This is a genomic window from Microlunatus endophyticus (genome assembly GCF_014646195.1).
Classification (GTDB): Bacteria; Actinomycetota; Actinomycetes; order Propionibacteriales; family Propionibacteriaceae; genus Microlunatus; species Microlunatus endophyticus.
The window spans coordinates 473,775-488,237 of the sequence record NZ_BMMZ01000001.1; the positions used below are offsets into that span (position 1 = coordinate 473,775).

General features: G+C 69.1%; 12 protein-coding genes. 11 read left to right on the forward strand and 1 reads right to left on the reverse strand.

What is annotated here, in order from left to right:
• The first annotated feature begins 12 nt into the window (after nt 1–12).
• The 11 genes from IEY07_RS02390 to IEY07_RS02440 all read left to right on the forward strand — a co-directional run bounded on the left by IEY07_RS02390 (nt 13) and on the right by IEY07_RS02440 (nt 13,702).
• Nucleotides 13–1,068, forward strand: coding sequence for an NAD kinase (locus IEY07_RS02390; protein WP_229669620.1), 1,056 nt, complete (start codon nt 13–15; stop codon nt 1,066–1,068).
• Between the two features lie 4 nt (nt 1,069–1,072).
• Nucleotides 1,073–2,779 carry a DNA repair protein RecN gene (recN, locus tag IEY07_RS02395; RefSeq protein WP_188893549.1) on the forward strand — a complete coding sequence of 569 codons (1,707 nt, stop codon included), beginning with the start codon at nt 1,073–1,075 and terminating at the stop codon, nt 2,777–2,779.
• A gap of 66 nt (nt 2,780–2,845) precedes the next feature.
• Nucleotides 2,846–4,027 (forward strand): putative cytokinetic ring protein SteA, encoded by a 1,182-nt coding sequence (gene steA / locus IEY07_RS02400; RefSeq protein ID WP_188893550.1) that lies wholly within the window; start codon nt 2,846–2,848, stop codon nt 4,025–4,027.
• Nucleotides 4,024–4,947 (forward strand): copper transporter, encoded by a 924-nt coding sequence (locus IEY07_RS02405; RefSeq protein ID WP_188893551.1) that lies wholly within the window; start codon nt 4,024–4,026, stop codon nt 4,945–4,947. The genes steA and IEY07_RS02405 overlap by 4 nt, the downstream gene beginning before the upstream one ends.
• Nucleotides 4,944–5,837 (forward strand): hypothetical protein, encoded by an 894-nt coding sequence (locus tag IEY07_RS02410; protein ID WP_229669621.1) that lies wholly within the window; start codon nt 4,944–4,946, stop codon nt 5,835–5,837. The genes IEY07_RS02405 and IEY07_RS02410 overlap by 4 nt, the downstream gene beginning before the upstream one ends.
• The gene (gene murJ / locus IEY07_RS02415) at nt 5,827–7,422 is read left to right on the forward strand and encodes a murein biosynthesis integral membrane protein MurJ (RefSeq protein WP_188893552.1); all 1,596 of its coding nucleotides are present in this window, start codon (nt 5,827–5,829) and stop codon (nt 7,420–7,422) included. The genes IEY07_RS02410 and murJ overlap by 11 nt, the downstream gene beginning before the upstream one ends.
• On the forward strand, nt 7,419–9,002 hold the full coding sequence (locus tag IEY07_RS02420; RefSeq protein WP_188893553.1) for an MptA/MptB family glycosyltransferase: 1,584 nt from the start codon (nt 7,419–7,421) through the stop codon (nt 9,000–9,002). The genes murJ and IEY07_RS02420 overlap by 4 nt, the downstream gene beginning before the upstream one ends.
• A gap of 57 nt (nt 9,003–9,059) precedes the next feature.
• Entirely contained in the window at nt 9,060–10,727 is a 1,668-nt protein-coding gene (pyrG, locus tag IEY07_RS02425) for a CTP synthase (RefSeq protein ID WP_188893554.1), read from the forward strand.
• Nucleotides 10,724–11,416, forward strand: coding sequence for an NUDIX domain-containing protein (locus tag IEY07_RS02430; RefSeq protein ID WP_373288789.1), 693 nt, complete (start codon nt 10,724–10,726; stop codon nt 11,414–11,416). Before pyrG ends, IEY07_RS02430 begins: the two co-directional genes overlap by 4 nt.
• A gap of 117 nt (nt 11,417–11,533) precedes the next feature.
• On the forward strand, nt 11,534–12,664 hold the full coding sequence (gene ald / locus IEY07_RS02435) for an alanine dehydrogenase (protein WP_188893555.1): 1,131 nt from the start codon (nt 11,534–11,536) through the stop codon (nt 12,662–12,664).
• A gap of 21 nt (nt 12,665–12,685) precedes the next feature.
• Complete coding sequence (locus IEY07_RS02440; RefSeq protein WP_188893556.1) at nt 12,686–13,702, forward strand: site-specific tyrosine recombinase XerD; 1,017 nt, start codon at nt 12,686–12,688, stop codon at nt 13,700–13,702.
• On the opposite strand, the gene IEY07_RS02445 is transcribed toward IEY07_RS02440, so the two are convergent.
• Entirely contained in the window at nt 13,699–14,295 is a 597-nt protein-coding gene (locus IEY07_RS02445; RefSeq protein ID WP_229669622.1) for a Uma2 family endonuclease, read from the reverse strand. The genes IEY07_RS02440 and IEY07_RS02445 overlap by 4 nt on opposite strands.
• Nucleotides 14,296–14,463: the final 168 nt, after the last annotated feature.

Genomic DNA, 14,463 nt, shown 5'->3' on the forward strand with positions numbered 1-14,463 from the left:
TATGCTGTCCGCGTGATCGCCGAAGCCGACCAGACCAGCCACGCCGGAGGCCAACCGGGCGTGGTCCGGCGGGTCGCCGTGCTCACCCACACCGGACGCGACGAGGCGATCAAGGCGGCGTTGCGGCTGATCAACGGTTTGTGGGCCGACGGCATCGTCTGTGTGCTGCCGACAGCGGACATCGCCAATCTCGGCCTGAAAGCAGGCCAGCCTGGTATCGAGGTGCTGCCCGAGGCTGATCCTGTCGTCGGCCTGGGTGGCACCGCCGTCGGCATCGAGTTGATCGTCGTTCTCGGCGGCGACGGCACCATCCTGCGCGGCGCCGAATGGGTGATGGCCGCCGACATCCCGCTGCTCGGGGTCAACCTCGGGCACGTCGGATTCCTGGCCGAGGCCGAGTCCAGCGAGATCGACCTGATCGTCGAGACGGTGGTCAACCGCAGCTATCGGGTCGAGGAGCGCTCCACGATCGACGTCCGGATCCTGCGGGGCGAGCACCAGCTGTGGAGTTCGTTCGCGATCAACGAGGTCACGATCGAGAAGGCCGCCAGAGAGCGGGTGCTGGAGTTGATGGTCGAGATCGACGGACGGCCGCTGTCGCGTTGGTCCTGCGACGGTGTCCTGGTCTCGACGCCGACCGGTTCGACGGCGTACGCGTTCTCCGCCGGCGGACCGGTGATCTGGCCCGGGGTCGATGCCATGCAGGTGGTCCCGCTCAGCGCCCACGCACTCTTTGCCCGCCCGATGGTGCTCAGCCCCAAGTCGCGGGTGCTGATCGAGATGCTGCCGGGGATGGCTCCCGAAGCCGTCGTCTGGTGTGACGGCCGGCGGTCGACGATCCTGCGCCAGGGGATGCGGGTTGAGGTCGTGCAGGGAAAGCACCGGCTGCGGCTGGCACGACTGTCCGAGGCGCCGTTCACCGATCGCCTGGTGCACAAGTTCGGCCTGCGGGTGGAGGGCTGGCGGGGCGCTGCCCAGCTCCGGCACGAGGCAGCCCGCGCCGCGGCACTGCGGGACGGCACTCCCGCCGACGGCTCCGGACCCGCCACCGACCGAGGGGACGCATAGGGCCATGCTCGCGGAGCTGCGGATCACCGATCTCGGTGTGATCAGTGAGGCGACCCTCGATCTCGATCCCGGACTGACCGTGGTGACCGGCGAGACCGGCGCCGGCAAGACCATGATCGTCAGTGGCATCGCGTTGCTGCTGGGTGGCCGTGCGGACGCCGGTGCGGTGCGTACCGGCGCCGAGCGCGCCCGGGTCGAGGGTGTCTTCCGGCTACCCGGCGGCGCGGCCGCGATCAGCGCCGCCGTGGCCGAGGCGGGTGGCAGCGTCGAGGACGACGAGTTGCTGGTGGCCCGGCATCTGACCGCGGCCGGCCGCAGCCGGGCCTATCTCGGCGGAGCCCAGGTGCCGGCCGCCACCTGCGGCGACCTGGTCGCCGATCTGGTCACCGTGCACGGGCAGTCCGAGCAGATCCGACTCGGACGCTCCGAGCGGCAACGCGAGATCCTCGACCGCTTCGCCGGATCCAAGCTGGCCAGGCTGCTGCAGGAGTACGGCTCGGGTTACGCGGAGCGGCGGCGGACGGCCGCGGAGCTGGACGAGTTGCGCCGCAACGCCCAGCAGCGGGCCCGCGACATCGACCTGCTGCGCTTCGGTCTGGAGGAGATCGGCGGCGTTGACCCGCAGCCGGGTGAGGACGAGGCGTTGGCCGCGGAGGCGATCCGACTGCAGGCCGCCGACGACCTGCGGATCTCGGCCACCACGGCGATGGTCGCGCTGGCCGGCGACGAGGACGACCCGAATGCGCCGCTGGGCGGCGACGCACTCTCGGCGATCGGCACCGCCCGCAAGGCCGCCGAGCAGCTCGCCGGCCTGGACGCCGATGCGGAGCAGCTGTCCCAGCGGATCGCCGAGGTGAGCTATCTGCTGACCGATCTCGCCGCTGAGCTGAGCCGCTATCTCGCCAGCCTGGAGACCTCACCCGGCCGGCTCGAACAGATCGCCGCGCGCCGTTCGGAACTGGCACAGCTGACCCGCAAATACGGCAGCACCGTCGACGAGGTGATCGCCTGGGGTGACGACGCGGCCGGGCAGTTGGCACAGCTGGAGACCGGCGACGAACGGATCGACGACCTGCAGGCCCGGCTCACCGAGCTCGACGCCACTCTCGCCGACCAGGCGGCCAGGATCACCAAACTCCGGACCACCGCAGCCGGCCGGCTGAGCAAGCTGGTGCTGGCCGAACTGGCCGCGCTGGCGATGCCGCACGCCCGATTGGAATTCGCCATCACGCCGACCGAACCGGGCCCGTACGGCACCGATCAGGTCGAGCTGTTGTTCAGCGCCAATCCCGGCACTGAACCGCGGAATCTGGCCCGGGTGGCCTCCGGCGGCGAACTGTCCCGGGTGCGGCTGGCGCTGGAGGTGGTGCTGGCCGGGGACGACGCCGGCGGCACCTTCGTCTTCGACGAGGTCGATGCCGGTGTCGGCGGCAAGGTCGCGGTGGAGATCGGCCGCCGGCTGGCGGCCCTCGCCGAGCATTCCCAGGTGATCGTGGTCACCCACCTGGCCCAGGTCGCCGCCTTCGCCGACCGGCACTACGTGGTCGCCAAGGCCGATGACGGTCAGGTCACCACCAGCGGCGTCAGCCGGGTCACCGATGCGGAACGGGCCGCCGAGCTCGCCCGGATGATGGCCGGTCTGGACCGGACGCAGTCGTCGATCGCGCATGCCGAAGAGCTGCTGGAACTGGCAATGCGCAGGCCGTCCTGATGTCAGGAGTCCGGCTCGTGCGGGCGTGATCACACAGCCCGACATGACAGACTGGTCAGGATCGCCATGAAGCTCTCGACTCTGTTGCGCCGGCGCGCCGCCGGCACCGATCTCGGGGGAGTCGTGCGCCTTGACCGGCGTACGAAGAATCTGACCAAGCGCATCCGACCGGGCGAGATCGCGGTGATCGACCACCAGGACCTCGACCGGGTGAGCGCCGAGGCGCTCGTGCAGCGCGGCGTCGCCGCGGTGATCAATGTCGCCGCGACCGTCTCCGGGCGGTATCCGACCTTCGGCCCGCAGATCCTCCTGGACGCCGGCATCCCGCTGATCGACCGCGCCGACGGCGAGCTGTTCGACACCCTGACCGAAGGCGATCGGGTGCTGCTCGAGCGCGGTACGGTGCTGAACTCCCGACATGAGGTGCTCGGCAAGGGCGAGCTGGTCGATCAACAGGCTCTCGACAGCCAGCTCGCAGGCGCCCAGGCCGGGCTCAGCGACCAGATCCTCGCCTTCACCGAGAACACCATGAACTACCTCCGCGAGGAGAAGGACCTGCTGCTGGAGGGCGTCGGCGTCCCGGAGGTGAAGACGGTCTTCGAGGGCCGGCACGTCCTGATCGTGGTCCGTGGTTACGACTACCGCGAGGACCTCGCCGCGCTGAGGTCCTACATCACCGAGACACGGCCGCTGCTGATCGGGGTTGACGGCGGCGCCGACGCACTGCTCGAGGCCGGCTATGTGCCCGACATCATCCTCGGCGACATGGACTCCTGCAGCGACGCCGCCCTGCACTGCGGCGCCGAGCTGGTCGTGCACGCCTACCGCGACGGCAGGGCGCCCGGACTGGAACGGATCGAACGTGCCGGTCTGACGGCTGTCGTGTTCCCGGTGCTGGGGACCAGCGAGGACGCGGCCATGCTGCTCGCCGACTCCAAGGGCGCCCAGCTGATCGTCGCGGTGGGAACTCACGCCTCCCTGGTGGAGTTCCTGGACAAGGGGAGATCGGGCATGGCCTCGACCTTCCTGACCCGGCTGCGGGTGGGGCCGAAACTCGTCGATGCCAAGGGCGTGTCCCGGATCTACCACAGCGAGGTCAAGGTCTGGCAGGTGTTGCTGCTGGTCCTGTCGGCCCTCGTGGCCCTGGTCACGGCCATGGCGTTCACCGACTTCGGCCGGCAGGTGGGCGATCTCCTGGTGGCTCGCTGGAACGACATCGTCTACTGGGTGAAGGAACTGTTCACTTGATCAACTTCCGCTACCACATCGTGTCGCTGATGGCGGTGTTCCTGGCGCTGGCGGTCGGTATCACGCTCGGGGTCACGCTGGTCAGCGGTGAGGCCAACAAGGGTTTGGCCTCCCAGGCAGAGCAGGATCGCCGACAGGTCCAGACCTACCGGGAGCAGATCAGCAACATGCAGGAACTTGACAAGTACCGGGATGCGTACGCCAGTCAGGTCGGCAAGGAGCTCACCGCCGACATGCTGGTCGGGGTTCCGGTGGCGATCGTCACGATGCCCGACGCCCCGCGATCGGTGACCAACAATCTGCAACAGGCCGTCCGGGATTCGGGCGGGACGGTCGCCTCGGTGACCACCGTCAAGCAACAGGTCTTCGATCCCACCCAGCGGCAACAGGTGCTGACTGCGCTACAACCTTTCAGCAACCAGTACAAGCCCGGCGACGACGTCGCGGCCCGCTTCGGGAAAGTGCTCGGGCGGGCCCTGCTGTCCGGCCGCGACTCGATGATCGACCAGATGGGCAACAACATCGGCAACGCGCTGAACGGCAGCCTGATCAGTCTCGACCGGAGCACCCAGGACGTCGCGCGGCTGGTGATCGTCGTCAGCGCTCCGGCCTCGACGCCGCCGCTGAGTGCCGACATGCTGAAACGGCACGTCGACTTCGACGTCGCGCTCTCCGGTGACGTCCAGGGCCATCTGGTGGTCGCAGGCCCCAACAGCACCGACATGGACGCCACCGACGTGGCGACCGTCCGGACGGATCCGGAGAGCAGCAATCTGCTCAGCTCGGTCGACGCGGCCGACCTGCCCAGCGGTATCAGCACGGTGATGATGGCCGGCGCCGAACAGCTCGAGGGCGGCCAGGGCCACTACGGCTGGCACAGCAGTGCCGACGCACCGGCACCCGAGCTGCCGATCAGATGAGGCCTCGTGTCGGCCGCCTGGTCACCGCCACGACATCGGCCGCGGCGGCCGCGGGCGTTTCGTCCGCACTCGGTCGCCTGAGCCGTACGCGTCCGGGCGGCAGCCGCTGGCAGCGGACCAATCACGCCGGCGCGTCGGTCACCCTCGTCGAGGGACCGATCGCGACCGCTGCTGCCGTGGCCGGGCTGCTGGTCGCCGCCGTTGCGGACCGGCAGCCCGATGCCCGCCGGACCACAGCGGCCGTCCTGGCGATCACCGGCGCCGGCGCCGTCGGCTGCTACGACGACCTCTTCGGCACGACACAGGCCAAGGGATTCGGTGGACATCTCCGGGCGCTGCGGCGCGGAGTGATCACCAGCGGCATGATCAAGATCGCCGGGATCGGCGCAGCGGCGCTGGCGGCTGCGATGGTCGACCGGCCGCAGACCGGCAGCCCGGCGGCGCGGGGTATCGACGTGCTGGTCAACACCGCTCTGACGGCCGGGACCGCGAATCTGATCAATCTTTTCGACCTCCGACCCGGCCGGGCCGCGAAGGTGCTGGTCACGGCCGCGCTCCTGACCCCCGGTGCTGCGCCGATCGCCGGTGCGGCGGCGGGGGTGCTTCCGGCCGATCTTGCCGGGCGGTCGATGCTGGGCGACTGCGGTGCGAATGCGCTGGGCGCCGGCCTCGGCATCGCCGCCGGACGGTTGCCGCGACCGCTGCGGCTGCTGGCTCTGAGCGGCGTCGTCGGCCTGACGCTGGCCAGCGAGAAGGTCAGCTTCACCCGGGTGATCGAGAACAACCGGATGCTGGCCGCACTCGATCAGCTGGGCCGGCCGCTCCCGGCCACCACACCCAGCGACGACCCCGCCGGGGACGGACCGACCGGAACCGGCGATGACGACTGAGCGGACGGCGCGGTTCGCCAGCGTCGCGGTCGGCGTCGCCGCGCTCACCCTGACCTCGCGGATCGTCGGCTTCGGGCGCTGGCTGGTGTTCTCCAAGACCGTCGGAGACACCTGTCTGGGGGACGCGTACAACTCCGCCAACCAGTTGCCGAACGTACTCTTCGAGATCGCCGCCGGCGGTGTGCTGGCCAGCGTCGTCGTCCCGGTGATCAGCCGGCAACTGGCCGAAGGGCGGCAGGAGCAGACGGCCCGGACCGCCTCCGCACTGATCTGCTGGACCCTGGTGGTGCTGACGCCCTTCGCGATCGCGGCGATGCTGCTGGCCCACGTCTACGCGCGGGTCTTCGTCCAGTCCGACTGCCCGGGGGCGGCGGCGACCGCCGGTTCGCTGTTGATCATCTTCGGGCCTCAGCTGTGGCTCTACGGGCTGGCGGTGGTCAGTGCGGGGCTGTTGCAGGCCCACCGCCGGTTCACGGCCGCGGCCGCAGCACCCCTGGCCTCCAGTGCGGTGGTGATCATCACCTATCTGATCTTCGCCCTGGTCGCCGATCCGGCCGGTCGTGATCATCCCGAGCTGCTGCAGCGCTCGGCCCTGCTGCTGCTCGGCATCGGCACCACGGTCGGCGTCCTGGTGCTCACCCTGGTCACCCTGGTGCCGCTGCTGCGGATGGGGCTTCGGCTGCGCCCGACACTGTACTTCCCACCCGGGGTGCCGCGGTTGATCATGTCGATGGCCGCCGCCGGTGTCGCGGGACTGGTGATGCAGCAGCTCAGCGTGATGACCGGGATGTTCGCCGCCAACCACACCCGGGTCTCCGGAGCCTGGACCAGGGCGACCTGGGCGGCTGCGGTCTATCTGCTGCCGTACGCGGTGCTGATCTATCCGCTGCACCAGTTGGTATTCCCCCGGCTGGGGTCCGCGGCCAGCCGCGGACGGGAGGAGCTGGAACGGGTGCTGGCCGGCGTCGCCGCACCCCTGGTCACCCTGGCTGCCCTCGGAGCCGGGCTGTTGATCGCCGTCGCCATTCCCGGCGCCCGACTACTGGTCCTCGGCCCTGGCTCCGGGGACACCATGACACTGGCGGTGCCGATCATCTGCTACGCGCCGGCCGTCGTCGGTTTTGCGCTGATGGGACTGGCGACCCGGGCGCTGTACGCCGAGCATCGGGCTGCGCCGGCCGGCATCACCACCGCCATCGCCTGGTCGGTGGTGATCGGCGGCATCCTGATCGCCCGCTCCGTGCTCCCGGCGGCCGACATCGTGGCCGGCATCGCCGCCGCGAACTCGATCGGCATGCTGGTCGGGGCGGTGATCGGCTGGGCGCTGATCCTCGGCAGCCGGACCGGCTCCGTACGGCTGCAGATGGTACGGCCGCTGCTGATCGACACCGTGCTCGGCGTACTGCTCGGCGCCGTGATCGCCTACCTCGGGCGCGGCCTGGTCACGACCGGCATCCTGGGCGCGTTGCTCGGTGCGCTGGGCGCCGGGATCGCCTGCGTCGCCGCTTACGCGGCCGGGGTCCGGCTGCTGGACCCGCGGTCCTGGCGCGCCATCCTCGCGCTGCGCCGACCGGAGGTGTCGTGAGCGGCCCCATCGATCCGCCCATCGATCCGCCCATCGATCCGCCTATCGATCCGCGCGTCGATCCTGAGGCCGATACCGGGGCCGACAGCCGCGGCCGGTGGGCGCTGGGCCTGATCGGGCTGTCGGTACTGCTGGTGCTGGTGATCGGCTCGTTCGGTCCGACCGCCGCCCAGGCGAAGCTGCCCGGCGGGCCGGCCTGGCTGCCGCCGTACGGCTTCGCCTCGTTCGGATGGATTCGTGACCCCGGTCCATTCGTCGTCACCTGCCTGCTGATGCTGGCGATGGCGATCGGGGCCACCGGGCTGCTGACCGGCCTCGGTGCCATCGATCGCGGCTGGCGTCCGGACACCCGGCGCCTCGGCCGGGCCGGCATCGTACTGACGGTGTTGATGATCATGGTCGGGCCGATGGGATCGACCGATGTGCTGATGTACGCCGGATACGGCCGGTTGGCCGCGACGGGGCGTAATCCCTATGTCCACACGGTTCGCGAGTTGATCAACAGCGGCGACCCGATCGGCGTTGCGACCACCGGCATCCGCTGGGTGGACACCACCTCGGTCTACGGCCCGATCGCGACCGGCATCCAGGCCCTGGCATCGCTGATCGGCCGATCCTCGGTGCACACGACGGTCTTCGTGATCACCGCAGCCGGGGCGATCGCGTACGTGATCACGGGCATCCTGCTCCGCCGGCTGGCCGGTGCGGACGAGATCCGCCGGAGCCGGGTGCTGTTGCTCTGGACCCTCAATCCGATTCTGTTGTTCATCGCGGTCAACTCCGGCCACGCCGACACCATCGGGATCGTCTTCGCGGTCGCCTCCCTGTGGGCGCTGTCCCGGAAGCGCTGGATCCTCAGCGGGCTGCTGATCGGCGCGGCCTGTGCGGTCAAGATCACCTTCGGCATCTACGTGCTGGGTCTCGTGATCGTCCTGCGTGGGTTGCCGCGCCGACTGGCGACGGTTTTGGTCGGCGGCCTCGTTCTGGGCGCGGTGAGCTATGCGCTCGTCGGGCCGCAGGCACTGCGGTCGACCTTGCTGGCCGGCGGCAACTATGCCGCCGCCAGCCCGCTGCGCTGGCCGCTCTATCCGCTCAGCGCCCTGATCGGCCAGCAGCACGGCGTCACGGTCATCGTCGCGGTGGGCTGGCTGCTGATGTTCGTCTTCGGTCGACTGCTGTACCGGCTGCTGCCGCATCCGGCGCCGGCCTCCGGCGAGGACCAGGACCTGGCGGCGCGGGCCGTACCGGTGCTCGCCGCGCTCGGGCTCGGCTGGATCCTGACCTCGGCGTACGCGCTCGGCTGGTACGACGTGATCGCCTGGGCACCGCTGACGCTGGTGGCCGGGGCACGGCTGGTCGACCGGGTGGTGACGGTACGGACCGCGGTGCTGGTCGCCGCCTATCTGCCGGGCGCCGCGTCGGCATTCACACCGGCCACGCAGTGGCTGACCGACGGCGTCCGCAATGTGGTGGCGCCGGCTGTCGGCTTCGCGTTGATGGCGGTGATCTGCTGGGCGGTCTGGCGGCAGCGGCGGGGGTCGGAAGGGGCCGCGAGGCCGACACGCCGCAGCGCCGTGTGAACATTCGACCAACCCGGTCCCGAGCCCGTATGCTGGAGGTCCGTGGATGCTCACCAGTTGACCAAGCATGTATTCGTCACCGGGGGCGTCGCCTCCTCTCTCGGCAAGGGTCTGACGGCCTCGTCGCTGGGCAGCCTGCTGGTCGCCCGCGGCCTGCGGGTCACCATGCAGAAGCTCGATCCCTATCTGAATGTGGATCCGGGCACGATGAATCCCTTCCAGCACGGTGAGGTCTTCGTCACCGAGGACGGGGCGGAGACCGATCTCGACGTCGGCCACTACGAGCGGTTCCTGGATCGCAACCTGCCCGGCGATGCCAATGTCACCACCGGCAAGGTCTACTCGACGGTGATCGCCAAGGAGCGTCGCGGCGACTACCTGGGCGACACCGTCCAGGTGATCCCGCACATCACCAACGAGATCATGGACCAGATGCTGCGGATGGCCGAGCCGGCGCCGGACGGGACGCCGATCGACGTCGTGATCCACGAGATCGGCGGAACGGTCGGCGATATCGAGTCACAACCGTTCCTTGAGGCTGCCCGCCAGGTCCGCCATCTGGTCGGGCGGACCAACGTCTTCTTCCTGCACGTGTCGCTGTTGCCCTACATCGGTCCGAGCGGGGAGCTGAAGACCAAGCCGACCCAGCACTCCGTTGCGGCGCTGCGCCAGGCCGGCATCCAGGCCGACGCGATCGTCTGCCGTGCCAACCGGGAGATCCCGGACTCCGTGAAGCGCAAGATCTCGCTGATGTGCGATGTCGACGAACAGGGCGTGATCGAGAACGTCGATGCCCCCAGCATCTACGACATCCCGAGGGTGCTGCACTCCCAGGGGCTGGACGCCTATGTCGTCCGCCGCCTCGATCTGCGGTTCCGCGACGTGGACTGGACGCGCTGGAACGACCTGCTGGACCGGGTGCACAACCCCAAGGAGGAGGTCACGATCGCCCTGGTCGGCAAGTACATCGATCTGCCCGACGCCTATCTGTCGGTGGTGGAGGCGCTGCGTGCCGGCGGCTTCGCCAACCGCGCCAAGGTCAACATCCGGTGGGTGCGGTCCGATGACTGCGAGACCCCGGAGGGTGCCGCCCAAGCACTGGCCGACGCCGACGGTGTCTGCATCCCCGGCGGCTTTGGGATCCGCGGTGTCGAAGGCAAGATCGGCGCGATCACCTACGCGCGCACCCAGGGGGTCCCGATCCTCGGGTTGTGCCTGGGGCTGCAGTGCATGGTGATCGAGGTGGCGCGCAACCTGGCCGGGTTGGCCGGTGCCGACTCCAGCGAATTCACTCCGGACACCGAGCATCCGGTGATCGCCACGATGGCCGAGCAGGTCAAGATCGTTTCCGGTGATGGTGATCTCGGCGGATCGATGCGGCTGGGTGCCTACCCGGCCGAGCTGGTCGGCGGGACCATCGTCGCCAAGCAGTACGGCACCACCGAGGTGAGTGAGCGGCACCGGCACCGCTACGAGGTCAACAACGGCTACCGTGATCAACTCGAGAAGGCCGGCCTGGTGATCAGTGGCACGTCCCCGGACTCGACCCTGGTCGAATTCGTCGAGCTGGCCAAGGAACTGCACCCGTACTTCGTCGCCACCCAGGCCCATCCGGAGCTGAAGTCCCGGCCGACCAAGCCGCACCCGCTCTTCGTCGGGCTGGTCGAGGCAGCGCTGGAACGCAAGCTGTCCACCCGGCTTCCGGTCGACGGGGCTGTCGCGTGACCGCCGACCCGACCCCGATCGAGAAGTTGATCATCGGCCGGGATGACCTCGTCGACGTGCCGCAGTCCTGGCAGGTCAGCGAGCAGCGCCTGCTGGCCAAGGGCGCGGTGACCTCCTTCGCCGAGGAGACCGTGCTGACGCCCGACGGGGAGGAGTTGCGGCGGCAGTTCACCCTGCATCCGGGTGCGGTCGGGATCATCGCCATCGACGACCAGGACCGGGTCGCGCTGGTCCGGCAGTACCGGCACCCGGTCCGCCATCGGCTGATCGAGCCGCCGGCCGGGCTGCTGGACGTCGAGGGTGAGGCGTACGTGCTGGCGGCCCAGCGGGAACTGGCCGAGGAGGTCGGGCTGGCCGCGACCGACTGGCGGGTACTGGCGGAGGAGTTCACCTCGCCGGGCGGACTGGCCGAGAGCATGCGGATGTTCCTGGCCCGGGGTCTGTCGCAGGTGCCGGCCCCGGACGGTTTCGTCAAGCACGGTGAGGAAGCCCATATGGACACCGTGTGGGCCGGCCTCGACGACCTGGTGGACGGCGTTCTCGGCGGCCGGCTGCACAGCCCGACCTTGATCACCGGTGTGCTCTCGGCCTGGGCGGCCAAGACCCGCGGTGGTTTCGACTCGTTGCGGCCGGCGGATGCTCCCTGGCCCGCTCGTGAGGAGTTGCTGCGGCGGCAGACGGTCTACTGATCGGCCACCCAACAGGACTTTTGGCGTCGGTCCGGTCCGTAGGCCGAAGGATCTCCGCCGAGTGGTCCGACCGGCTCGATATGCTCGGGCCAGACCACGGAAAGAGGAGCGGCTGGCATGAAGGTTGGGGTTCCGACAGAGATCAAGAGTCAGGAGGGCCGGGTCGCGATCACCCCGGCCGGCGTCCGGGAGTTCACCTCCCATGATCATCAGGTGTTGATCGAATCCGGCGCCGGACTCGGCTCGACGATCACCGACGAGGAGTTCCGCGCAGCCGGTGCAACCGTCATCGGTACCGCCGACGAGGTCTGGGGCGAGTCCGAGTTGATCTTGAAGGTCAAGGAGCCCATTGCCGCCGAATACCGTCGGATGCGCCAGGGGCAGGTGTTGTTCACCTACCTGCATCTGGCAGCCGGTCGCGACTGCACCCAGGCGCTGCTGGAGCGGGGCGTCACGGGGATCGCCTACGAGACGGTGCAGAACGCCGACGGATCGCTGCCGCTGCTGGCGCCGATGAGTGAGGTCGCCGGTCGGCTGGCGCCCCAGGTCGGGGCTTACCACCTGATGCGCGGTGCGGCCGGGGCCGGCGGCGGTGGCCGAGGAGTGCTGATGGGCGGGGTGTCCGGGGTGTACCCGGCCAAGGTCGTGGTGATCGGCGCCGGTGTGGCCGGCATGAACGCCGCCTCGATCGCGCTCGGGATGCAGGCCGAGGTGTTGCTCCTGGACAAGAACATCGAACGCCTGCGGCAGGCCGACCGGATCTATCGCGGCCATCTTCAGACGGTCGCCTCCAACACCTACGAGGTGGAGCGGGCGGTCGCCGACGCGGACCTGGTGATCGGCGCCGTGCTGGTGCCGGGTGCCAAGGCGCCGACCTTGATCAGCAACGAGCTGGTCTCGCAGATGCTGCCCGGCAGCGTGCTGGTCGACATCGCGATCGACCAGGGCGGTTGTTTCGAGGACTCGCATCCGACCACCCATGCCGATCCCACCTACCGGGTGCACGACTCGGTGTTCTACTGCGTGGCGAACATGCCCGGCGGCGTACCGCACACCTCGACCTTCGCCCTGACCAACGTGACCTTGCCGTACGCGGTCAATCTGGCCGACCGCGGTTGGCGGCAGGCACTGGCCGCCGATCCTGCGCTGGCGGCGGGACTGAACACCTACGACGGCCGGGTGACCTATCCTTCGGTGGCTGAGGCCCACGACCTGGAGCTGCTGCCGCTGGAGAAGGTACTGGCCTGACCGGTGGACCGGATCGAGCGGATGATCAGCTCCTACCTTGATCATCTGGCGGTGGAGCGGGGGCTGTCGGCCAACACGGTCGCCGGCTACCGCCGTGATCTGCGGCGCTACGCGGAGTATCTGGGGGACGAGGGGATCGACGAACCGGCCATGATCACTCCGGCAGTGATCACCGGATTCGCCGCGAGCCTGGCTGAGGGTGTACCGGAGCCGGACCACGATCGGAATGCCGGAGATCAGAAACCGGCCCAAGAGCAGAAAACAACCCAAGATCAGAAACCAACCCAAGATCAGAAACCAATGTGGCGGCATCCGCCCCTGGTCCAGTCCAGCTCGGCCCGAGCGCTGGCGGCGGTCCGCGGAGTCCACAAATTCGCCGCGGAGGAAGCAATCACGGCCGATAACCCGGCCGCCAGGATCACACCACCCAAGCCGCCGCGCCGGCTACCCAAGGCCCTGCCGCTGGACGCGGTCCAGGCATTGCTCGCGGCGCCGGGGACCGAGACGCCTGCCGCACTCCGGGACACGGCGCTCCTCGAACTGCTCTACGGCACGGGTGGCCGGATCTCGGAGATCGTCGGCCTCGACGTCGACGAACTGTCCGGGCTGCTCACCGATCCGGACGAGGTCGGGGGGCTGCGGGTGATCGGCAAGGGCAACAAGGAGCGCTTCGTGCCACTGGGCCGCTATGCCAAGAAAGCGGTCGCCGACTATCTCGTCCGCGGCCGGCCCGAGCTGGCCCGCAGGGGACGGGGTGCCCCGGCGCTGCTGCTCAACGCCCGCGGCGGCCGGCTGTCCCGGCAGGGTGCCTGGCTGATCCTGCAGCAGACGGCCGAACGGGCCAAGATCAACAGCGACATCTCCCCGCACACCCTGCGGCACTCGTTCGCCACCCACCTGCTGGACGGCGGTGCCGATGTCCGGGTGGTTCAGGAACTGCTCGGCCACGCATCGGTGACGACCACCCAGATCTACACTCTGGTCACCGTTGATCATCTGCGCGAGGTCTATCTGACCTCGCACCCGCGGGCGCGCTAGCCCAAATAATCAGCCAGTTTGGAGAAAATGAGGCTGATCGGGAACGGCTCGCTGACTTCGAGCCGACCACTGTGGACGCCGGTCGAGACATAGGACCTGGTGGTCGGGTCAAGCCGGTAGGTGAAGATCACCGGCTCGTCTCCGTCTCGCTCCACCCGCCAGAAGTGCTCGATCCCTGCCCGGGCGTACTTGTGTGGTTTGGTATCCCGGTCCCGGTCGACGGAATCAGGCGAAACCACTTCGACCACCAGAACGGCAACCTCCGGCAGGTAGTGGTTGACGTCCAGGCCGTGCGGTCGTGACCCACGGATCACCGACACGTCGGGATCAACCGCTGTTCGGGGCTCGAGCTTGACCGTCATCTCCCGATTGACACGCAGACCTGCCGGCACCTGGCGACGGAACTCCGTGGCCACAAAGTCGATCATGGCCATGTGGAAGACCCGTTGCGGTGCCATGAAGACCAGACTCCCGTCGATCAACTCGGTGTGGCGGGGGAGATCGGTCATGGCCAGGAACTCGTCGGCGGTGTAGCCGTTCGGCGGGCGCAGCCAGTCGGGGACCGAACCGCGGACCACGGATTCGGTAGCCATCGATCCTCCCATGCCGACACCGTACGAGTTCCGGGCCTAAGCCTAACCGCGGTTGTCCACAGCCGGATCCGCCGCAATGCCACCGGCTGAGGCTGCAACCGGCACTGCGGGCGTACTAGAGTCGTGCGGAATATGGACGGGTCAGGGCAGGGACGCAACGAGCTGCCT